19 protein-coding genes are annotated in these 21,728 nt (G+C 73.4%); 16 read left to right on the plus strand and 3 right to left on the minus strand.

Annotated features, from left to right (window positions below; genetic code table 11):
• The 10 genes from SOM08_RS02295 to SOM08_RS02340 all read left to right on the plus strand — a co-directional run bounded on the left by SOM08_RS02295 (position 1) and on the right by SOM08_RS02340 (position 9,304).
• Entirely contained in the window at positions 1-621 is a 621-nt protein-coding gene (locus SOM08_RS02295; protein WP_116958622.1) for a DUF4126 domain-containing protein, read from the plus strand.
• On the plus strand, positions 618-1,934 hold the full coding sequence (gene bioA, locus SOM08_RS02300) for an adenosylmethionine--8-amino-7-oxononanoate transaminase (RefSeq protein WP_322469980.1): 1,317 nt from the start codon (positions 618-620) through the stop codon (positions 1,932-1,934). Before SOM08_RS02295 ends, bioA begins: the two co-directional genes overlap by 4 nt.
• Positions 1,924-3,153: an 8-amino-7-oxononanoate synthase gene (locus SOM08_RS02305; RefSeq protein WP_116958624.1), complete on the plus strand. Its 1,230-nt coding sequence runs from the start codon at positions 1,924-1,926 to the stop codon at positions 3,151-3,153. The genes bioA and SOM08_RS02305 overlap by 11 nt, the downstream gene beginning before the upstream one ends.
• Positions 3,153-3,863: a dethiobiotin synthase gene (bioD, locus tag SOM08_RS02310; protein WP_116958625.1), complete on the plus strand. Its 711-nt coding sequence runs from the start codon at positions 3,153-3,155 to the stop codon at positions 3,861-3,863. Before SOM08_RS02305 ends, bioD begins: the two co-directional genes overlap by 1 nt.
• Positions 3,856-5,877 carry an acetyl/propionyl/methylcrotonyl-CoA carboxylase subunit alpha gene (locus SOM08_RS02315; protein ID WP_116958626.1) on the plus strand — a complete coding sequence of 674 codons (2,022 nt, stop codon included), beginning with the start codon at positions 3,856-3,858 and terminating at the stop codon, positions 5,875-5,877. The genes bioD and SOM08_RS02315 overlap by 8 nt, the downstream gene beginning before the upstream one ends.
• Before the next feature lie 93 nt (positions 5,878-5,970).
• Complete coding sequence (locus tag SOM08_RS02320; RefSeq protein WP_322469981.1) at positions 5,971-6,891, plus strand: glyoxylate/hydroxypyruvate reductase A; 921 nt, start codon at positions 5,971-5,973, stop codon at positions 6,889-6,891.
• Positions 6,892-6,902: 11 nt separating this feature from the next.
• Positions 6,903-7,814 carry a hydroxymethylglutaryl-CoA lyase gene (locus SOM08_RS02325; protein WP_322469982.1) on the plus strand — a complete coding sequence of 304 codons (912 nt, stop codon included), beginning with the start codon at positions 6,903-6,905 and terminating at the stop codon, positions 7,812-7,814.
• A gap of 4 nt (positions 7,815-7,818) precedes the next feature.
• Positions 7,819-8,415: a YbaK/EbsC family protein gene (locus SOM08_RS02330; protein WP_416186988.1), complete on the plus strand. Its 597-nt coding sequence runs from the start codon at positions 7,819-7,821 to the stop codon at positions 8,413-8,415.
• A complete protein-coding gene (locus SOM08_RS02335) occupies positions 8,412-8,636 on the plus strand; it encodes a DUF1289 domain-containing protein (protein ID WP_116958629.1) in 225 nt (74 codons plus the stop codon). Before SOM08_RS02330 ends, SOM08_RS02335 begins: the two co-directional genes overlap by 4 nt.
• Positions 8,633-9,304 (plus strand): 2-hydroxychromene-2-carboxylate isomerase, encoded by a 672-nt coding sequence (locus SOM08_RS02340; protein WP_116958630.1) that lies wholly within the window; start codon positions 8,633-8,635, stop codon positions 9,302-9,304. Before SOM08_RS02335 ends, SOM08_RS02340 begins: the two co-directional genes overlap by 4 nt.
• A gap of 15 nt (positions 9,305-9,319) precedes the next feature.
• Here the strand turns inward: SOM08_RS02340 and SOM08_RS02345 are convergent, their stop codons facing one another.
• Together SOM08_RS02345 and SOM08_RS02350 are read right to left on the minus strand one after the other, a co-directional pair.
• Positions 9,320-10,627 carry a serine hydrolase domain-containing protein gene (locus SOM08_RS02345; protein WP_416186989.1) on the minus strand — a complete coding sequence of 436 codons (1,308 nt, stop codon included), beginning with the start codon at positions 10,625-10,627 and terminating at the stop codon, positions 9,320-9,322.
• Positions 10,628-10,684: 57 nt separating this feature from the next.
• A complete protein-coding gene (locus SOM08_RS02350; protein ID WP_322469983.1) occupies positions 10,685-11,779 on the minus strand; it encodes a substrate-binding domain-containing protein in 1,095 nt (364 codons plus the stop codon).
• Positions 11,780-12,013: 234 nt separating this feature from the next.
• On the opposite strand from SOM08_RS02350, the gene SOM08_RS02355 reads away from it, so the two are divergent.
• The 6 genes from SOM08_RS02355 to SOM08_RS02380 all read left to right on the plus strand — a co-directional run bounded on the left by SOM08_RS02355 (position 12,014) and on the right by SOM08_RS02380 (position 21,172).
• Positions 12,014-12,487, plus strand: coding sequence for a hypothetical protein (locus SOM08_RS02355; protein ID WP_116958633.1), 474 nt, complete (start codon positions 12,014-12,016; stop codon positions 12,485-12,487).
• An 84-nt stretch (positions 12,488-12,571) separates the two neighbouring features.
• The gene (locus SOM08_RS02360) at positions 12,572-13,054 is read left to right on the plus strand and encodes a hypothetical protein (protein ID WP_322469984.1); all 483 of its coding nucleotides are present in this window, start codon (positions 12,572-12,574) and stop codon (positions 13,052-13,054) included.
• Between the two features lie 62 nt (positions 13,055-13,116).
• A complete protein-coding gene (locus SOM08_RS02365) occupies positions 13,117-16,026 on the plus strand; it encodes a hypothetical protein (protein WP_322469985.1) in 2,910 nt (969 codons plus the stop codon).
• 76 nt (positions 16,027-16,102) lie between these two features.
• Positions 16,103-17,827, plus strand: coding sequence for an NADH-ubiquinone oxidoreductase-F iron-sulfur binding region domain-containing protein (locus SOM08_RS02370; protein WP_322469986.1), 1,725 nt, complete (start codon positions 16,103-16,105; stop codon positions 17,825-17,827).
• Positions 17,824-20,664, plus strand: coding sequence for a molybdopterin-dependent oxidoreductase (locus SOM08_RS02375; protein ID WP_322469987.1), 2,841 nt, complete (start codon positions 17,824-17,826; stop codon positions 20,662-20,664). Before SOM08_RS02370 ends, SOM08_RS02375 begins: the two co-directional genes overlap by 4 nt.
• A 70-nt stretch (positions 20,665-20,734) precedes the next feature.
• Entirely contained in the window at positions 20,735-21,172 is a 438-nt protein-coding gene (locus SOM08_RS02380; protein ID WP_070400405.1) for a universal stress protein, read from the plus strand.
• 22 nt (positions 21,173-21,194) lie between these two features.
• On the opposite strand, the gene SOM08_RS02385 is transcribed toward SOM08_RS02380, so the two are convergent.
• Positions 21,195-21,596, minus strand: a complete 402-nt coding sequence (locus tag SOM08_RS02385) for an ABC transporter substrate-binding protein (protein WP_322469988.1) — start codon at positions 21,594-21,596, stop codon at positions 21,195-21,197.
• Positions 21,597-21,728 lie beyond the last annotated feature (132 nt).

The following is a 21,728-nucleotide window of genomic DNA, read 5'->3' on the forward strand; positions in this document are numbered from 1 at the left end:
ATGCAGGACGCGCTGAACCACCTGGGCACCCCCGAGCTGCTGGCGCTGGCCGCCGCGCTCGGCTGGGCCAGTGGTCTGCGCCTGTACCTGGTGGTCTTTCTCACCGGCCTGGCGGGCTGGATCGGCTGGCTGGAGCTGCCGCCCGGCCTGCAGGTGCTGCAGCACCCCGCGCTGCTGGGCGCCAGCGGCTTCATGCTCTTCATCGAGTTCTTCGCCGACAAGATCCCCTGGGTCGACTCCCTCTGGGACCTGGTCAACAGCGTGATCCGTGTGCCGGCCGGCGCCGCGCTCGCCGCCGGCGCGCTGGGCGCCGACAGCGCCACCCTGGCGCTGATGGCCGCGCTGCTGGGCGGCACCCTGGCGGCCACCAGCCAGGCCGCCAAGACCAGCGCGCGCGCGGCCGCCAACGCCTCGCCCGAGCCCTTCACCAACCTGGGCCTGAGCCTGCTCGAAGACGGCCTGGTGGTGGCCGCGCTGTGGCTGGCCACGAACCACCCCCTGGTGTTTGCGGTCCTGCTGGTGGTTATCGTGCTGGCCATGTGGTGGATCACGTGGACGCTGTTCCGTTTCCTGCGCGCCGTCTGGCGCCGCGCGCTGGGGCGGGCTCAAGAACCGGTATGACGAACAACGGATCGCTCATGCCCGAGCTGGCCGCGCGCAGCCTGGCGCGCGTCTGGCACCCCTGCACCTCGATGGCGCGCGCCGCGCAGCGCCCGCCGCTGCCCCTGGCGCGCGGCGAAGGCCCCTGGCTGTTCGACAGCGAGGGCCGGCGCTACTTCGACGCCATCTCCTCCTGGTGGGTCAACCTGTTCGGCCACAGCGACGAGGGCCTGCGCGCGGCCATCACCGCGCAGCTGAACACGCTGCCGCACGCCATGCTGGCGGGCTGCACGCACGAGCCCGTGGTGCGCCTGGCCGAGCGCCTGTGCGCGCGCACCGGCGGCGCGCTGGCGCACGCCTCTTTCGGCAGCGACGGGGCGAGCGCGGTCGAGATCGCGCTCAAGCAGAGCTTTCACGCCTGGCGCAACCAGGGCCGCGCGGGCAAGCGCGGCTTTGTCGCCCTGCGCGGCGGCTACCACGGCGAGACCCTGGGCGCGCTCTCGGTGACCGACGTGGCCATCTTCCGCGACGCCTACGACCCGCTGCTGATGCGCAGCCGCCTGGTGGACGCGCCCGACAGCCGCCTCGGCAACCAAGACCAGGCGCTGGCCGCGCTGGCCGCGCTGCTGGCGAGCGAGGCCGACCAACTGGCCGCCGTGCTGATCGAACCGCTGGTGCAGGGCGCCGCCGGCATGGTGATGCATTCGCCGGACTACCTGCGCGAGCTGCGCCGCTTGTGCACGGCGCACGGCGTGCACCTGATCGCCGACGAGATCGCCGTCGGCTGCGGGCGCACCGGGCGCTTCTTCGCCTGGTCGCACACCGAGCCGGCCGGCCCGGCCGACTGGCCCGACTTCCTGCTGCTGTCCAAGGGCATCACCGGCGGCACCCTGCCGCTGTCGGTGGCGCTCGGCAGCGAGGCCGTGTTCCAGGCGTTCTGGTCCGACGACCCCACGCGGGCCTTCCTGCACTCGCATTCCTACACCGGCAACCCGCTGGCCTGCGCGGCCGCCAACGCGGTGCTCGACCGCTTCGACGCCGGCCAGGAGGCGCGCTGCGCCGAGCAGGCCGCCTGGCTGGCCCAGGCCTTCGCGCCGCTGGCGCAGGACCCTCGCGTGGCGCACCTGCGCCAGCGCGGCACCATCCTGGCCTTCGACCTGCCGGGCGCGGCGGCCGATGTCGCCGAGCGTTTCCACCTCGCGGGGCGCGCGCACGGGCTGTTGATCCGGCCCATCGGCCGCACGGTCTACCTCATGCCGCCGTACCTGGTCGATCCCCCCACCGCGGCCTGGCTGGCCGAGGCCGTCTCGGACACGCTGAACGATGTGGTTTGAGCACCTGCGCCAGCGCCTGGACGGCCTCGACGCGCGCGACCTGCGGCGGCGCCTGCGCGTGGCCGACAGCGGCACCGCGCCGCGCCAGCGCGTGCGCGATCCGCAGGGCGGTGCGCGCGAGCTGCTCATGTTCTGCGGCAACGACTACCTGGGCCTGGCCGCGCACCCCGCCATCGCCGAGGCCCTGGCCGAGGGCGCGCGGCGCTGGGGCGGTGGCTCGGGCGCCTCGCCGCTGGTGAGCGGCCACAGCGCCGCGCACGCGGCCGTCGCGGCCTGGCTGGGTGAGGCCTTCGCCGGGCACATCCCGCGGGCCCGCGCGCTGGGTTTCTGCACCGGCTACATGGCCAACCTGGGCGTGCTCACCGCGCTGGGCGACGCCGAGGTCGAGCTCTTTTGCGACCAGCTCAACCACGCCTCGCTCATCGACGGCGCGCGCCTGGCCCGGGCGCGCGTGAGCGTCTACCCGCACGCCGACACCGCGGCCCTGGCCGCGCGGCTGGCCGCCAGCACGGCGGCGCGCAAGCTCATCGCCACCGACAGCGTGTTCAGCATGGACGGCGACATCGCCCCCCTGCGCGAGCTGCTGGCCCTGGCCGAGGCGCACGACGCCCTGCTGATGGTCGACGACGCGCACGGCTTCGGGGTGCTGGGCGAAGACGGCCTGGGCGCCCTGCAGCTGCTGGACCTGCGCAGCCCGCGCCTGGTGCTGATGGGCACCCTGGGCAAGGCCGCAGGCCTGGCGGGCGCCTTCGTGGTGGCGCAGGACCGCGTGATCGAGTTCCTGCTGCAGAGCGCGCGCAACTACATCTTCTCCACCGCCGCGCCGCCGCTGCTGGAGCATGCCGTGCTCGCCTCGCTGCGCCTCATCCAGGGTCCCGAGGGCCGGCGCCGCCGCGCCGCACTGCGCGAGCGCGTTGCCCAGTGGCGCGCGGGCGCCCAGGCCCTGCTGGCGCGCCACCCCGGCCTGGGCTGGCGGCTGATCGATTCGCACACGCCGGTGCAGGCCCTCGTGGTGGGCGGCAACGCGCCGGCCATGGCCTTGTCGGCGCGGCTGGAGGCCGAGGGCCTGCGCGTGCCGGGCATCCGGCCCCCCACGGTGCCGACGGGCAGCGCGCGGCTGCGCGTGACCCTGTGCGCCAGCCACGCGCCCGAGGACGTGGACCAGCTGCTGCACGCCCTGGAGCGCGCCGCGCTGTCCGCCGCGCTGGAGGTGGCCTGATGCAGGGTCTCTTTGTCACCGGCACCGACACCGAGATCGGCAAGACCTGCGTCAGCGCCGGCCTGGTGCACGCGCTGCAGGCGCGGGGCTGGCGCGTGGCGCCCTTCAAGCCCCTGGCGGCCGGCCAGCGGCAGGACGCCGACGGCCGCTGGTTCAACGAAGACGTGCGCCACCTGCACTCGGCCCAGGCCCTGGGGCTGGACGAGGCCGAGGTCGGGCCGTTCCAGTGGCGCGAGGCCTGTGCGCCGCACATCGCGGCCGCGCGCGAGGGCCGGCCGGTGGAGCGCGTGGCCGTGCTGGCGGCGGCGCGCGCGCTCGCGGCGCGCGCCGACCTGCTGGTGGTCGAAGGCGTCGGTGGTTTTCGCGTGCCCCTGCTGCCGGACTGGGACACCGCCGATCTCGCGGTCGAGCTGGACCTGCCCGTGCTGCTGGTGGTGGGCCTGCGCCTGGGCTGCCTCAACCACGCCGCCCTCACCGCCGAGGCCGTGCGCGCGCGTGGCCTGCGGCTGGTGGGCTGGGTGGCCAACGCGGTCGACCCGGACTTCACCCACGCCGATCACAACCTGCAGACGCTGCAGCAGCTGCTGCGGGCGCCCTGCTGGGGCCGCGTGCCGCACCTGGCCGATCCCACGCCGCGCGCCGTCGCGCCGCACCTCACCCTGGACCACGCGCCCGCGTGGCCATCCACCCGGAGACCCTCCCATGTTTGACAAGATCCTGATCGCCAACCGCGGCGAGATCGCCTGCCGCGTCGCCGCCACCGCGCGCCGCCTGGGCGTGAAGACCGTGGCCGTGTACTCCGACGCCGACGCGCGCGCCAAGCACGTGGCCGCCTGCGACGAGGCCGTGCACATCGGCGGTTCCGCGCCCAAGGACAGCTACCTGCAGTGGGAGCGCATCCTCGCGGCCGCGCGGGCCACGGGCGCGCAGGCCGTGCACCCGGGCTACGGTTTCCTCAGCGAGAACGAGGCCTTCGCCGATGCCTGCGCCAAGGCCGGTCTCGTCTTCATCGGCCCGCCCTCGTCGGCCATCGAGGCCATGGGCCTGAAGGCCGAATCCAAGCGCCTGATGGAAAAGGCCGGCGTGCCCCTGGTGCCCGGCTACCACGGTGCCGACCAGGACCCGGCCCTGCTGCAGCGCGAGGCCGACCGCATCGGCTACCCCGCGCTCATCAAGGCCAGCGCGGGCGGCGGCGGCAAGGGCATGCGCGTGGTGGAAAAAAGCGAGGACTTCGCCGCCGCCCTGGCGAGCTGCCAGCGCGAGGCGCGCAACAGCTTCGGCAGCGACGCCGTGCTGATCGAGAAGTACGTGCAGCGCCCGCGCCACATCGAGATCCAGGTCTTCGGCGACACGCAGGGCCACTGCGTCTACCTGTTCGAGCGCGACTGCTCGGTGCAGCGGCGCCACCAGAAGGTGCTGGAGGAAGCGCCCGCGCCCGGCATGACGCCCGCGCTGCGACAGCGCATGGGCGAGGCCGCGGTGGCGGCCGCGAAGGCGGTGAATTACGTGGGCGCGGGCACGGTGGAGTTCATCGTCGAGCAGCCCGAGGGCTACGACCACCCCGAGGCCATGCGCTTCTACTTCATGGAGATGAACACGCGCCTGCAGGTGGAGCACCCGGTGACCGAGGCCATCACCGGTCTGGACCTGGTGGAGTGGCAGCTGCGCGTGGCCGCGGGCGAGCCCCTGCCGCTGCGCCAGGACCAGCTGCGCATGAACGGCCACGCCATCGAGGCGCGCATCTGCGCCGAGAACCCCGACAACCAGTTCCTGCCCGCCACCGGCACGCTGCAGGTCTACCGCAAGCCGGCGCACACCGCCTTCGAGCGTGGCCCCACCCGCGTGGACGACGGCGTGCGCGAGGGCGACGCCATCAGCCCCTTCTACGATTCCATGATCGCCAAGCTCATCGTGCACGGCGACAACCGCGAGCAGGCCCTGGCGCGGCTGGACGCGGCCCTGGCCGAGACCCGCATCGTCGGCCTGGCCACCAACGTGCAGTTCCTGCGCCACGTGGTGGCCAGCGAGTCCTTCGCGAAGGCGCGGCTGGACACGGCGCTCATCCCGCGCGAATCGGCCGTGCTGTTCCAGCAGGACCGCGTGGGCACGCCCACGGCCGTGGCCGCCGCCGTGGCCCAGACCCTGCTGGGCGAACGCGCCCTGGAAGGCGCCGACCCCTTCTCGCGCCGCGACGGCTTCCGCTCGCACGGCCTGACCACGCGCCGCTTCGACTTCGAGGTCGCCGGCGCCACGCTGCAGGCCACGCTCACCTACGGGCGCGGCGGCGCGCTCACGCTCGCGCTGGGCGACGTGCAGGGCCCGCTGGTGGTCGAGCCCCTGGCACCCGGTGCGCAGGGGGAGCGTTTCGACCTGCAGTTCGCCGGCCGCCGCGACACCGTGCAGACCTGGACCACGGGCGAGACCGTGCACGTGTTCTGCGCGCGCGGCGCCACCAGCCTGGTCGAGATCGATCGGCTGGCCCACGCGGGCGAAGGCGAGGGCGAGGGCGGCCGCCTCACCGCGCCCATGCCCGGCAAGGTCGTGTCCTTCGCCGTGAAGGCCGGCGACGCGGTGAAGAAGGGCCAGCCATTGGCGGTGATGGAGGCGATGAAGATGGAGCACACCATCGCCGCGCCGGCCGACGGCACCGTGGCCGAGCTGCTCTACGCGCCCGGTGACCAGGTGGCCGAGGGCGCGGAGCTGCTCAAGCTGGCCGCGCACTAGGGCCCCACGCCGCGCGCGGCGCGGCATCGCCGCTCCCGAGGGGCGCGAGTCGCCCTGGGACGACCCGGCGGCGTCTCCCCTAGCATTCACACCATGCACATCACCGTCTGCCTCAGCCAACAGAAGCCCGAACCCTGGCAGGAGGGCCTGCAGGCCGCGCTGCCCGATGCCACCGTCAGCGTCTGGCAGCCCGGCGCCGCCGCCGCCGACTACGCGGTGGTCTGGGCGCCGCCCCAGGCCTTCTTCGACGAGCAGCCGGGCCTGAAGGCCGCGTTCAACACCGGCGCCGGCGTGGACGCCCTGCTGAGCCTGCGCGTCGCCCCGTCCACGCGCCTCGTGCGGCTCGACGACGCCGGCATGTCGGTGCAGATGGCCGAGTTCGCCTGCCACGCGGTGATCCGCCACTTCCGTGAACTGGACGCCTACGAGGCCGACGTGCGAGAGGGCCGCTGGAGCTACCGCAAGCCGCGCGCCCGCGCCGACTTCCCGGTCGGCGTGATGGGCCTGGGCGTGCTCGGCGAGCGCGTGGCGCGCGCGCTCACGGTGTTCGACTTTCCCGTGCACGGCTGGAGCCGCTCGCCCAAAACGATCGACGGCGTGCGCTGCCACGCGGGCGAGGCGCAGCTCGACACCTTCCTGTCGAGCTGCCGCGTGCTCGTCAACCTGCTGCCGCTCACGCCCCAGACGCAGGACATCCTGAACCGCCGCACCCTGGGCCTGCTGCGGCCCGGCGGCTACCTCGTCAACCTCGCGCGCGGCGCCCACCTGGTGGACGAGGACCTGCTGGCCCTGCTCGACAGCGGTCACCTGGCCGGCGCCGCCCTCGACGTCTTTCGCACCGAACCCCTGCCCGCCGGGCATGGTTTCTGGAACCACCCGAAAATCACGCTCACGCCGCACACATCGGCCCGCACCCTGCGCGAAGAAAGCATCGCGCAGATCGCGCGCAAGATCGCCGCGCTGCAACGCGGCGAACCCGTGGCGGGCGAGGTGGACCGCCAGCGCGGTTATTGAAAGGACATCCCATGAACAAGCTCCCTGCGCGCGTCAAGCTCGTCGACGTCGGCCCGCGCGACGGCCTGCAGAACGAGAAGCAGCCCGTGCCCGCCGCGGTCAAGATCGAGCTGGTGCACCGCCTGCAGGCCGCCGGCCTGACCGAGATCGAGGTCACCAGCTACGTGAGCCCCAAGTGGGTGCCGCAGATGGCCGACAACCACGAGGTCATGCAGGGCATCCAGCGCCGCGCCGGTGTGCGCTACTCGGTGCTGACGCCCAACCTGAAGGGCTTCGAGGCCGCGCTGGCCGACCGGCCCGACGAAATCGTGGTCTTCGGTGCCGCCAGCGAGGCCTTCAGCCAGAAGAACATCAACTGCAGCATCGCCGAAAGCATCGAGCGCTTCGCGCCCGTGGTGGCGGCAGCCAAGGCCAAGGGCATCGCCGTGCGCGGCGCCATGAGCTGCACCGTGGGCTGCCCCTACGAAGGCGAGGTGCCGCCCTCGCGCGTGGACTACCTCGCCGGCCTCATGAAGGGCATCGGCGTGGAGCACGTGGGCGTGGCCGACACCATCGGCGTGGGCACGCCGAAAAAGGTGCAGGCCGCCTTCGAGGCCACCTTCAAGCACTACGGCGTCGACCAGGTGTCGGGCCATTTCCACGACACCTACGGCCAGGCCGTGGGCAACACCCTGGCCGCGCTGGAGATGGGGGTGTGGCAGTTCGACGCCTCCGTGGCCGGCCTGGGTGGCTGCCCGTACGCCAAGGGCGCCACCGGCAACGTCGCCACCGAGGACGTGGTCTACCTGCTGCACGGCATGGGCATCGACACCGGCATCGACCTCGATGCCCTGATCGACGCCGGCGCCTACATCAGCCAGCAGCTGGGCCGGCCCACCAACTCGCGCGTGGCGCGCGCCGTGCTGGCCAAGCGCCAGGGCTGATCGCATGACACCGGTGTCCGAACTGCAAACCTCTCCCGCCATCCGCCGCGTGGCCGAGCGCCTGGCCGCGCTGGGCCACGCGCACGAGCCCGTGATGCTCGACGACGCCGCGCGCACCGCGCAGCAGGCGGCCGATGCGCTGGGCGTGGCCCTGGGGCAGATCGCCAAGAGCATCATCTTCCGCCGCAAGGGCGACGAACGCGCGGTGCTGGTCATCACCTCCGGCGACCGCCGCGTGGACGAGAAGCGCGTGCAGGCCCTGGTCTGTGGCGAGGGCCACAAGCTGGGCCGCGCCGACGCCGACTTCGTCAAGGCGCAGACCGGCTTTTCCATCGGCGGCGTGTCGCCGCTGGCGCACGCCCACGAGCCCGTCACGCTGATCGACCGCGAGCTGTTCCGCTTCGACGTGGTCTGGGCCGCGGCGGGCCACCCTCACGCGGTGTTCCCGCTCACGCCGCAGGAGCTGGAGCGCTACACCGGCGCGCCCGTGGCCGACGTGGTCCAGGGTGACGAGGGCCCCCACGCGCCGCCGCTGCGCGGGTCGCTGCCCCCCGCGGGGGCGGGGCCGGCCGGGGGCGGCCCGGCGCCGGATCGCGCATGAACGCGCCCGAGCGCCCCAACTTCAAGCGCGCCCGCATGCGCCAGCCCGGCGTGGCCGTGCCCTCGCCCTGCCTGAGCGTGTGCCGGCTCGACGAGCACCGTGGCCAGTGCGTGGGCTGCCTGCGCACGCTGGCCGAGATCGGCGCCTGGAGCCGCATGAGCGACGCCGACAAGCTGGCCGTGTGGGCGCAGCTGGAAACCCGGGAAGTGATCGCTGAATGAAAGACATCCAGTTCTTCTACGACCCGATCTCGCCCTACGCGCACCTGGCCTTCGCGGCGCTGCCGCAGGCGCTCATGGGCCACAGCGTCGTGCTGCACCACCGGCCGGTGCTGTTCGCCGGCCTGCTCAAGGCGCACGGCCAGCTGGGGCCGGCCGAGATCCCGGCCAAGCGCGACTGGACCTACCGCCAGGTCCAGTGGCTCGCGCACACGCAGGGCATCCGGCTGGACCTGCCCGCCACCCACCCCTTCAACCCGCTGCCGCTGCTGCGCCTGGGCCTGGCCACCGCCGTGGACGAGGCGCCCGGCGAGACCAGCCGCTACGTCACCGAGCTGCTGTTCCAGCACGTGTGGCATGGCGGCGCCGATGCGGCCGATCCGGCGCGCCTGGCCGATCTGCAGGCCCGGCTGCAAGACCACATGGCCCAGCGCGGCCGGCCCTGGCTGGCGCCCGACAGCGACACCGTGAAGCAGCGGCTGCGCGCCAACGGCGAAGAGGCCCTGGCCCTGGGCCTGTTCGGCGTGCCCGCCCTGGTGGTGGACGGGCGCCTCTTCTGGGGCTTCGACGCCCTGCCCATGCTCAAGGCCTGGCTGGACGGCGACGCCTGGTTCCAGGGCGGCGCCTGGGAGGCCGCGGCGCGCACGGCGGTCGGCGTGCAGCGGCGCTGAACGCGGGGCGCGGGCTCAGCGCCGCGCCTTCATCAGGTGCTTGGCCAGCGCGTGGTACGCCGGCAGCGAGTTCGGGTCGTTGGCCGCGTTGCCGGCCGTGGGGTGCGAGGCGAAGCGCGCGATCACCATCTCCGCCTTCGGGTCGATGTACAGCGCCTGGCCGTGCACGCCGCGGGCCATGTAGGCGCCGTGTTCGTTGTGCGTCACCCACCACATGTTGCGGTAGCTCCAGCCCTTGAGCAGGGCGTAGCCGGCCTTCTCGAAATCGGCCTTGGAGCCGCCGCGCCGGATGTCGGCGATGGCCGCGCGCGGAAGGATCTGCTCGCGGCCCAGGCGGCCGTTGTGGCGCAGCAGCTCGCCCACGCGCGCGAGGTCGCGCAGGCCGGCGTTGAGGCCGCCGCCCGCGAAGGGCGTGCCGATCGAGTCGACCGTGAAGTAGGCGTCCTGCTCGGCGCCGATGCGCCGCCACAGGCGCTGTGACAGCAGCTCGGCCACCGACTGGCCGCTGACCCGCGCGATCACCCAGCCCAGCGCGTCGCTGTTGGCGGTCTTGTAGCCGAAGGCCTCGCCGTGGCGGCCCTGGGGCTGCACCGTCTGCAGGTACTCGAAGTAGCTGCGCGGGCCCTGGTAGCCGGCGGGCTTGGGCAGGGGGCTGCCCGCCTGCGCGTGCTGCCAGACGTCGGCCTGGGGGTCGGCGTAGTCCTCGCTGAAGCGGATGCCGGTGGTCATGTCCAGCAGCTGCCGCACGGTGGCGCTGCCGAAGGCGGAGGACGCCAGCTCGGGCACGTAGTGGTCCACGCGCCGGTCCGGGTCCAGCCGGCCTTCGGCCACCAGCACCGCACCCAGCAGGCCGGTGAAGGATTTGGTGACCGACATCAGGCCGTGCTGGCCTTCTTCGGTGAGCGCGCCGAAGTAGCGCTCGTAGACGATGCGGCCACGGTGCAGCACCACGATGCCGTCGGTGTAGTTGAGCGCCAGCGATTGCGCCCAGGTGATGGGCTCGCCGCCGCCCAGGGGCGTGAAGCGCAGGCCGTCGATGTCGCCGCGTTCGGCGCGCGGCAGCGGCCGCGGTGCGCCCAGGCCGCGCGAGACCTGCACCGTGGGCATGAGCTCGCGGAAGTGCGCCACGGTCCAGCGCCAGGCCGGAAAGTCGGCGTAGCTGCCGTCGGCGAAGCGGATGGTGCGCTCGGCGGGCGGCGGCGCGCCCTTCATCCAGCCCAGGCGGGCGGGGTCGCTGGCCTCGGCGTCGGGGGGCGCGGCGGGTGCGGGCAGGGCCGCGAGCAGGGACAGGGACAGGGACAGGGACAGCAGCAGGGATCGCATGGGGTGTTCCTCCGGGCGGTCCAGTAGACGGCGCCCCTGCGCGAGCGTCAAGGCGGCTCAGCCGCCGAAGGCCTCGGCCAGCGTCAGCACGCGGCCGGTCTGCGCCGCCTCGTAGCCCTTGAGCGCCGCCACCCGCGCGCGAAACGCCGGCGAGCGCAGCACCGCCAGCACCGGTCGCAGGCCGGGGCGCTGCGAGGCGTCGGCCGGCACCGCGAAGAAGTAGCGCTCGCGCAGCAGCGGGATGAAGTGCAGGCCGAAGCGGTGCGCCGCCGTCTGCACGCCGATGCCGGCGTCGGCCATGCCGCTGGCCACGTAGGCGGCCACGGCCGCGTGCGTGAACTCGGTGTTGTCGTAGCCCAGCAGCGCGCGCGGCGCGATGCCCTGGCGCTGCAGCAGCAGCTCGATCAGCACGCGCGTGCCCGAGCCTTCGGGCCGGTTCACGAAGCGCAGGCCGGGCCGCGCGAGGTCTTGCAGGCCGCGCAGGCCCAGCGGGTTGCCGGGCGCCACGAACAGGCCCTGCGTGCGCACGGCCAGGTGCACCAGGCGGTGCTGCTCGGGCCGCAGCCAGGCCAGGTAGCGCTGCGCGGCCGCCGCTTCGAATTCACCCAGCGGCACATGAAAGCCGGCCAGGTCGCACTCGCCGTGCGCCAGCGCGGCCACGGCCTCCAGGCTGGAGCGGTAGCGCAGCTCCACCGGCACCTGGCGCGCCGCCAGCTGCTCGCGCAGCGCGGCCACCGCGAAGCCGTGACTGGCGTGCAGGCGCGCCACCGCGAGGGCGTGCGGCCGCACGCGGCCCAGCTCGCCTTCGAGCTCCGAGGCCAGGGACTCCAGCAGCGGCTGCAGCCGCGCGCCGATGCGCGCGTCGGCCCACACCAGCTTCTCGCCGAGCCCGGTCAAGGCCGAGCCGCGTCCGCGCCCGCGCAGCAGCAGCGGTTCGCCGAACAGGGCCTCGGCCTGGCGCAGCAGGCCCCAGGCGTGGCGGTAGGACAGCCCGGCCTCGCGCCCGGCCTGGGCGATGCTGCCGGTGGCCTGCACCGTGGCCAGCAGTTCGAGCAGGGGGGTGGCGTCGAGCGGGGCATCGTCCGCGCGGCCCACGCGCCAGCGGGGTTGCAGGCTCACGCGCAGCGGTGCGGACGGGGGGCGGGCGGCCATGGTGCGGTGGCTATGTGAATGGCCGGACATATTAAGCGAGCGGCCGCGCGCTGGCCGATCGAGCGGTGCGGTGGCTGGGCCCTGTCCGTTTCCTGACGTGATGAATTGGTAGAGAACCAGCATCGGCCAAGTGGATACCTAAGGTCCGCCTTTTGCATGAATGACGTTCAGGCGTTCGCGAGGATGGGATGGATGGGCCTCGTGAGCGTTTCGGCAACACACAGGACGCCCCGCATGACCGAACCCCCAGCCCCCGAATTGCTCGAGCGCTTGTTGAACGCGCTGTCCGAGGAACTGCCCGCCGACCGGCCCCTCGCCCTGCCACGGGGCGAGGGGCCGTTTCTCTTCGATTTCGAGATCGCCTCGATGCCCGTGACGCTGCTCTGCGATCCGCGGCAGGCGCCGGCCAGCCTCACGGTGGCCTGCCCGCTCGGGCCCGTGCCCGAAGGCACCGCCCTGGCCGAGGCCGCGCTGCGCCAGTTGCTGCGCGTGAGCCAGCTCACGGCCGGCTCGGGCACCGTGGCCGGCTATGAGCCGGGCGATCGCCGCCTGCACCTGCTGCACGTGGTGCCATTGGCCACCGCGAGCGCGCGCCTGCTGGTGGCCACCATGACCGGCCTGGCGCACATGGCGCGGCGCTGGCGGGAAGACCACCTGCTGGGCGCCGCGCCCCTGGCCGACGGCTTGAGCGCCGGCCTGCGCGCCTGAGCGGCTCGGGCCCTGTGCGCCCCAGCCGGCCTGTGTTCCCTATGTGCTTCGGCGCCGGCCCGGCCGGCAGGAGGGCGCTCGCCCATGCCAACCCCACCACCGATGTTTCGCTTCGCCACGCACGACCCGCGCCGCCACCTGGTGGATTGGCTGGCGGCCATGCGCTGCGCCTGGTACCCGGTCGAGCTCGACGTCGCGCTGAACCCGTCGCAGGACCCCGGGTCGCTGCTCGCCGCCCAGTGCAAGGTGGGGACCGAGACGGTGCTGCTGCAGCACGACCTGGAGAACCGGCCCGACCACGCGCGCGTGGTCTGCGTGCTGGGGCCGCTGCCCGGACCCGATCCGCTGCCGATGCTGCTGAGCCTGCTGCAGGGCAATCTGCTCATCGCCTTGCGGGGCCGCGGCGCGGTGCTCGGCCTGGAGGCCGGCGCCGACGCCGTGTGCCTGACGGACGAACTCTGTTTGGCCGAAGGCGCGGAAGCGGCGTTCCGCGTGCGCCTGCGTCACCTGGCCAGTCAGGCCGAGCGGTGGCGCCGAGGCCTGCTGTTTCCCGAGGCCTGGTCCTGATGCGCCGCGCGGGCCGACGCGAGTCCCGTGGCCTCCCTTTCCATTGACCCGCTGGTCTCCCCATGAACCCTTTCGCATCCCGGCCGTCCACGGCGCTCCCCCTGCATCGCTCGGCCTCGGCGCCGGTCGGCACGCTCCGAGACCGGCCGGGCGGCCAGGGCGCACAGCGGGGCGGTGACCCTGCGCAGGCGTCACCGCTGAAGCCCAGCGTCGTCCAGTCGGTGGACGAGCTGCTGGGCGGCGCGGTGTTCGATCCCCAGGCGGTCTTCGACAGCTACTGGACCGGTCAGTGGGACCCCCAGGACCCGCGCGGCAGCCTGTTCGGGCCATTGAGGGGGCCGGCGCTGTACGACGCCGTCGTGCAAGTGCTGCGGGTGGGGCAGGAGAGCCTGCGGGCCCGGCGCCACGAGCTGAAGGCGTTCAACAACCTGTTCGAGCCCTTGCTGCACGAGGCCACCGCCGACGCCGAGGCGACCGCCGAGCCCATCGCCGAGCCCATCGCCGAGCCGGTCGTTGAGGCCCGCCGCCCGCCATGGCCGGCGCGCCAGGCGCCGCTGTCCGACCGGCAGGCGCGGCACGTGGTCCACCTGCTGCTCGACCACCGGGAGGGCGCGGACCTGAGCGATGTCCGGGATTCGGTGGGCCCGCTGGAGGGGATCGATCGGCTCAGGGCGCTCGATCAAGTCGAACTCAGCCTGTGCGAGCTCCTGGACATGCACACGATCGGCGACGCCGACGGCCGCCGGATCGCCGCCCTCATCGAGGCCATGCGGCAGAGCGTCGAGGTGAAGGAAGAAGACCGGCTGCTCGCGGCCTTGCTCCGGGGCGCGCACCCCGGTGACCAGCCACTGAAGCGCGTGCGCGACTGGTACCGGCTGGTGTCGACCCAGGCCCGGGCCCTGGCGGTGCCACCCGCCGTGCCCGTGGGCATCGGGGCCGAGGAGTGGGTGCGGGAACTGTGGATCCTGCTGTACCAGCGCCACCCCGAGCCCTCGCGCCAGCGGGCCGAACTGGGCCGGGCCCTGGAGCATTACCAGCACGCGCTGGGCGTCAAGACGGACCGCGAGCACGCCGAGGCCCTGTGGCTCGACTCGGTGAGGGCGGCGTTGGCGGCGTCGACATCGGGGCATGCGCTGCTGGCGGTGCTGCGCCACCGCCTGGGCCTGGACGCGAACGTCGCGCTGGCGCTGATGGCCGCGCTGGCGGAAGCGGTAGCGTTCGACGACACCCAGCGCGTCTTGATCCGGCGCGCCGCCGCGATCCTGATGGCCGAGCACGAGCACAGCCTGCTCTGCATTGCCTTGCCCTACCACAAGGCCAGAACGCCCCAGCGGTTGAACATCTTCTACCCCCGTGCGGCCCGGCCGGACGCGTCGGCGCAGACCCTGGACCACCACCAGCAGCTGCTGAGCCGCTGGCGCGAACACGCGCCCCTGGTTGATCAAGACCTGCACAAGGTTCAGGCGTGGCTGTCGGACCCGCCCACCACCCGGACAGGCCCCGATGGGCAGGCCGTCGAGTTCACCCCGGGCGAGCAGTGCGACCACCTGCTCTGCGCGATGGCGCTGCCCCCCAAGCGCGTGGAACTCGCGCTGTTGAAGATCGCGCAATCCAGCACGGACCCGGACGGGCGCGACAAGTACCTGCTGGTGCGGCGCCTGCTGTCCGAGCTGGTCTATTCCGAGCGCAACGACGCCGGCCGCAACCCGCCCATGAGCGCGCCCGCCATCCTGCTGCGCGCGCTGGGGGTGGCCTCCAACGGCGTGCGCGAAGGCGGCGCGCACGGATTGGCCATGTTCGCGGTGCGCCTGGGCGCGCACTACATGGGCGGCTGGAGCCTTCCGCTGCTGGGTGGGGTCTGCGGGGTCCTGTCGTTGTGGGCCCGGTACCACCTCGAACACGCCAAGTCGCCGGACTACCAGCTGAACCCCAGCCCGATCCTGGACAACCTGATCCGGTACGTCCCCGTGCTGAACACGGTGTGCCTGTCGGGGCTGCTGCTGTGCACAGGCATCCTGCCGGCGGCGAACGGCCTCCAGGTTCCCTTCGGCCTCGGCGAGGCGCTGTACCTCATGAACGCCATGCGCGCGCTGCGGCAGGTCATGCAGAGCGGCACGCAGCCCCTGGCGCGCCTGTTCCGCCTGACCGACGCGCGCGGCGCGGGCCTGCCCGCCCAGCTGACCTTCTTCGTGAACTGCGGCCGCGACGCCCTCTACATGGGCAGCTCGATCGGCTTCCTCTTCTTCCTCGGCAGGCACCTCGATGAACAGATGGCCGGGTGGGGCGCGCCGCGCTCCACCGGCGACCTGCTGTTGCGCGAGCTGATGAAGACGCTGCCGTCGACGCTGAACGAAATGGTGGACGGCTTCAATCCCGACATCGCCATCCTGTCGGCCCGGTTCGTGTCCTGGCTGAAAGGCGCCCTGGGGCTGGGCGACGACGACTTCCTGCTGCAGCCCGGCGTGCCCCTGCCACCGGCGGCCGTGCCCGCGCACATGGCCGACCACATCGCCGGACGCAGCGACATCGTCGGCCTGCAGGACCCGTTCAACACCGCGTCGGCGCTGGCGGCCCACCTGGGGCAGCACGAGCTGGCGCTGTTCTTCAAGTGGGTGGCGGTGGTGCTGAACGGGTTTCTCGGCGCCTTGCGCGGCCGGGAGCTGAGCTACCTGAGAACCACCGACCCCAGGGCCTCCGCGATGGCCCCGCGCGACGGCTTCAACCCCAGGAACCCCGACGGCCTGCTGGTGGCGCTGGCCTACCTGGCGTCCGCGCTCGCCTCCCAGGTGCGCCAGGGCGCGCGTCACCTGGGGCTGTTGCAGGCACCGCCCCCGCAGGTCACGGTACAGATGCCGCCGCAGGTGCGAGAGGCGCAGCGCCTTCGGACCCAGTCGCTGCTGGCCTCGTCCAGAGGCCGGGACGCCGCGCCCGACACCCCCCGGACGAACACCGACGACATCCCCGGGTCCTGAGCCGGGGCCGACCGGCGTCCATATAGGCAGCCGAAAACATATTAAGTGCCGTGCATGGTGCTAGCCTGCCGGCACGATGAACCCGCCCCACGACACCCGCGCGGTCATCCCCATCCGCCCGCTGGACCGGCAGGCGCGTGGGGCTGCGCGCCGCACCCCCAAAGGCCGCCAGGTGGCGCCCGCCGCGCGCGAACGCGTGGCCGCTCTGTGTGCCGGCCTGGAGCCGCGTCCCGATCTGCTGATCGAGCACCTGCACCGCCTCAACGACGCCGAGGGCGCCCTGCGCCGGGGCCAGCTCGCCGCGCTCGCCGAGCGCCTGCGCCTGAGCCAGGTCGAGGTCTACGAGGTCGCGAGCTTCTACCACCACTTCCACGTCGTCGACGACGAGGCCGCCGCGCCCGCCACCACGGTGCGCGTGTGCACCAGCCTGGCCTGCGCCATGGCCGGTGGCGAGGACCTGCTGGCCCGCGCGCGCGAGGCCTTGGCGGGCCGCGCCGACGTGGCGGTGGAGGAAGCCCCCTGCATCGGCCAGTGCCACCAGGCCCCGGCCGCCTGCGCCGGCCAGCGGCAACTGCCCAAGGCCACGGCCGAGTCCATCGTGGACCACGTGGCGCGCGGCGAAACCGGGCCGCGCCAGCTGCCACACCCGCTGCCCAACGACCTGGCGCAGCTGGGGCGCCTGCTGGCGGGCGACCTCACGCCCGAGGGCGTGATCGCCGAACTCAAGGCCGCCAACCTGCGCGGCCTGGGCGGCGCGGGCTTCCCGGCCTGGCGCAAATGGGACACGGTGCGCGCGCAGCCCGGCCCGCGCCACGGCGTGGTCAACATCGACGAGGGCGAGGTCGGCACCTTCAAGGACTGGCTGGTGCTCAGCATGGGCGCGCCGCAGGTGCTGGAGGGCGTGCTGGTCGCGGCCGAGGTGGTGGGCCTGGACCACGTCTGGCTCTACCTGCGCGACGAGTACCACGACCTGCGGCCGATGCTGCAGCGCGAGATCGAGGCGCTGGCGCCGCGCCTGCAGGCCCTGCGCGAGCGCTTCCCGCACTACCGGCCGCCGCGCATCGAGCTGCGGCGCGGCGCGGGCGCCTATATCTGCGGCGAGGAGTCCGCGCTCATCGAGTCCATCGAAGGCCGGCGCGGCCTGCCGCGCCTGAAGCCGCCCATCGTAGCGCTGAACGGCGTGTTCGGCCGGCCCACGCTGGCGCACAACCTGGAGACCCTGTGGTGGGTGCCCGCGCTGCTGGCGCAGGGCGGGGCGGCCTGGGCCGCGCTGGGCCGGCGCGGGCGCCACGGCCTGCGGCGCTTCTCGGTGTCGGGCCGGGTGAACACGCCCGGCGTGCACCTGGCGCCGGCGGGCATCACGCTGCGCGAGCTGGTCGACGAGTTCGCGGGCGGCATGCAGGCCGGCCATGAGCTGCACGCCTACCTGCCAGGCGGCGCCTCGGGCGGCATCCTGCCCGCCGCGCTGGCCGACGTGCCGCTGGACTTCGACACCCTGGCCGAGCACGGCGCCTTCGTCGGCTCCATGGCCGTGGTGGTGATGGGCCAGCACGACAGCGTGCGCGACGCCGCGCTCAACCTCATGCGCTTCTTCGAGATGGAGTCCTGCGGCCAGTGCACCCCCTGCCGCGCGGGCACCGGCCAGCTGGTGCGCCTGATGCAGGCGCCGCGCTGGGACGCCGAGCGCATGGACGAACTCTCGGCCGTGATGCGCGAGGCCAGCATCTGCGGCCTGGGCCAGGCCGCGCCCAACCCGGTGGACAGCGTGCGCCGGTTCTTCGCGAAGGAGGTGGGCCTGTGAGCACCCGCGATCTGCCGCCCGCCGCGGCGCCCATTGCCTTCACGCTCGACGGCCGCGCGGTGGAAGCCGCGCCCGGCGAGAGCCTGCTGGACGCCGCCGAGCGCGCCGGCGTGGTACTGCCCCGCCTGTGCGCCAGCGAGGGTCTGCGCCCGGCCGGCAACTGCCGCGCCTGCGTGGTCGAGATCGACGGCGAGCGCGTGCTGGCGCCCTCGTGCTGCCGCGCGCCCACGGCCGGCATGGTGGTCAGGAGCGACACGCCGCGCGCCGCCAACGCGCGCCGCACCGTGCTCGAGCTGCTGCAGGCCGACGCGCCGGCCACCACCGCGCTCAAGCACGACAGCGAACTCGCGCACTGGGCGCGCGAGAGCGGCGCGCGCGCCGGCCGCTTCGCGCCGCGCGAGGCCGTCGGCCAGGACCTCAGCCACCCGGCCATGGCGGTGAACCGCGACGCTTGCATCCAGTGCACGCGCTGCATCCGCGCCTGCCGCGAGACCCAGGGCAACGACGTGCTGGGCCTGGCCTTCCGCGGCGGCCACGCGCAAATCGTGTTCGACCAGAACGACCCCATGGGCGCCAGCACCTGCGTGGCCTGCGGTGAGTGCGTGCAGGCCTGCCCCACGGGCGCCCTCGCGCCGGCCAACGGCGCCTTCGCCCGGCCCTCGCTCAAGCGGGTGGACTCGGTCTGTCCCTTCTGCGGCGTGGGTTGCCAGCTGCGCTACCACGTCGATGAGAACGATCGCATCGCGCACGTCGAAGGCATCGCGGGCCCGGCCAACGAGGGCCGCCTGTGCGTCAAGGGCCGCTTCGGCTTTGACTACGCGCACAGCCCCGAGCGCCTCACGCGCCCGCTGATCCGCCGCGCCGACGCGCCCAAGGACCCCACGGCCATCGAACGGCGCCAGACCGCGCAGGAGGTGCGCGAACTGTTCCGCGAAGCCAGCTGGGACGAGGCCCTGGATGCCGCGGCCGCGGGCTTTCGCGCCGCGCTGGGCGCCACCGCCGCGCGCGGCCGCGCCAGCCCGGTGGCCGGCTTCGGCTCGGCCAAGGGCACGAACGAAGAGGCTTACCTGTTCCAGAAACTGGTGCGCACGGCCTTCGGTACGCACAACGTCGACCACTGCACGCGCCTGTGCCACGCCTCCAGCGTGGCCGCGCTCATGGAAGGCCTGGGCTCGGGCGTGGTGAGCAACCCGCTGCGCGACGTCGAACACGCCGAGCTGGTGCTGCTGATCGGCGCCAACCCGGCGCAGAACCACCCGGTGGGCGCGACCTGGATCAAGAACGCCATCCGCCGCGGCACGCGGCTGGTGCTGGCCGATCCGCGGCGCACCGAGCTGGCGCGCCACGCCTGGCGCTACCTGGGCTTCTCGCCCGGCAGCGACGTGGCCCTGCTCAACGCCATGCTGCACGTGATCGTGGCCGAGGGCCTCACCGACCCCGCCTACATCGCCGCGCACACGCGCGACTTCGACGCCATCCAGGCCCACGTCGCGGCCTTCACGCCCGAGGCCATGGCGCCGGTCTGCGGTATCGCCCCCGAGGCGATCCGCGAGGTCGCGCGCGCCTTCGCCAGCGCCAAGAGCGCCATGATCCTCTGGGGCATGGGCGTGAGCCAGCACGCGCACGGCACCGAGAACGCGCGCGCGCTGATCGCGCTCTCGCTGATCACGGGCCAGATCGGCCGGCCCGGCACCGGCCTGCACCCCTTGCGCGGCCAGAACAACGTGCAGGGCGCGAGCGACGCCGGCCTCATTCCCATGGTGCTGCCCGACTACGCGCGCGTGAACGACGCCTCGGCGCGCGAGCGCGCCGAGGCCCTGTGGCGCCTGGCGCCCGGCACCCTGGGCGCCGAGCCCGGGCTCACGGTGGTCGAGATCATCGAGGCCGCCTACCGCGGCGACATCAGCGCCATGCTGGTCCAGGGCGAGAACCCGGCCATGAGCGACCCCGACGCCGCGCACGCGCGCGCAGCGCTCGCGGGGCTGAAGCACCTCGTGGTGCAGGACATCTTTCTGACCGAGACCGCCGCGCTGGCCGACGTGGTGCTGCCCGCCACCGCCTGGCCCGAGAAGACCGGCAGCGTGACCAACACCGATCGCTGCGTGCAGCTGGGCCGCAAGGCCGTGGCCTCGCCCGGCGAGGCGCGCGCCGACGCCTGGATCACCGAGCAGCTGGCCCGCCGCCTGGGCCTGGGCTGGGGCTATGGCATCGCGCCCGACGGCTCGGGCACCGGCGACGGCGCGCAAGGCATCGGCGCCGTGTACGAGGAGATGCGCGCGCTCATGCCCAGCATCGCCGGGCTGTCGTGGCCCCGCCTGTGGCGCGATGGCGCGGTGACCTACCCGGTGAGCGACGAGCAGGACCCGGGCCAGCCCGTGGTCTTCACAGAGGGCTTCCCCATGCCCGAAGGCCGCGCGCGCCTGGTGCCCGCCGCGCTGGTGCCGCCGGCCGAGCGGCCCGACGGCGAGTACCCGTTGGTGCTCATCACCGGCCGCCAGCTGGAGCACTGGCACACCGGCAGCATGACGCGGCGCAGCGCGGTGCTCGACGCGATCGAGCCCAGCCCGGTGGTGAGCCTGAACCCCGCCACCGCCGAGCGCTTGGGCCTGCGCGCGGGCGCGCTGGCGCGCGTGCGCTCGCGGCGCGGCGCCATCGCCCTGCCGGTGCGCGTGGACGAAGCGATGCCGCCCGACACGGCCTTCATCCCCTTCGCCTACGCCGAGGCGGCGGCCAACCTGCTGACCAATCCCGTGCTCGATCCGCTGGGCAAGATCGCCGAACTCAAGTACTGTGCGGTGGACGTGCGGCCCGAGACGCACGAGGCGGCGTCGGCCTGACCTGCCTCAAGCCCCGGGCCGCGACCCTGGCCCCTCATGGGCCATCGACCCGCGACCACAGGAGACCCGCATGTTCAAGAAGATCCTCGTTCCCACCGACGGCTCCGAGGTGGGGCACCAAGCCGCCGCCACGGCGGCCCAGATGGCCAGCGAGTCGGGTGGGCAGGTGGTGGGCGTCTACGTCATCGACCCCTTCCCCTACATCGGCATCGGCGACGCCTCGGCCGTGGGCCTGCAGGCCTACCTGAGCGATGCCAAGCGCGTGGCCGGCGACGCGCTGGACAGCGTGGCCAACGCCTGCCGCGCGAAGAACGTGCCGTTCGCGGGCGACACCATCGAGCGCAACCTGGTGTGGGAGGGCATCCTGGAAACCGCCAAGGCCGAGGGCTGCGACCTGATCGTGATGGGCTCGCACGGCCGCCAGGGGGTCAAGGCCCTGATCCTGGGCAGCGTCGCGCAGAAGGTCCTGACGCACGCGCACATCCCGGTGCTGATCGTCAAGGGCTGAGCCGCGGGGAGCGGCGCCCGGCTCAGCGCCGGAAGCGCCCGCTGCCGTCGATGATGGACAGGTCGGCGAAGTCCAGCCCGGCGCGGCGCAGGCCTTCCACCACCACCTTGGCGCCCGCGAAGCCTTCCATCATGGCGGGCGCCGCTTCGCACTGGTAGGTGGCGCGCACATTGAACACCCAGGGGTTGACCGGCCGGTGCAGCACCATGGCCCCGGTGCCGGGCGCCACCAGCGGCACCTTGTGTTCGGCCAGCAGCGGCAGCAGCGCCTCGGCGTGCGGTGTGCCCCGGTTGAGGAACAGGGCCAGCACGCCGCGCTGGCGGGTCAGCTCGCGCGCGACCTGCACCGTCACCTTGGGGTCGAACCTGTCGTCGACCGAGATCAGTTCGACCTTCTCGCCGTGTACCCCGCCGCGGGCGTTCACGGCGTCGAAGTACAACCATTTGTAATGGCGCGCGAGTCTGCGCAGAGGCTCCCCCGGAAGGACAGTGTGGAAATGACGTAGGGCGCGGCAGCGGTCGCGGGCGGTCCCTAGAATCTTCCGCTTCCCGCTCAG

It is taken from the genome of Hydrogenophaga sp. SNF1, assembly GCF_034421675.1.
GTDB lineage: Bacteria > Pseudomonadota > Gammaproteobacteria > Burkholderiales > Burkholderiaceae_C > Hydrogenophaga > Hydrogenophaga borbori.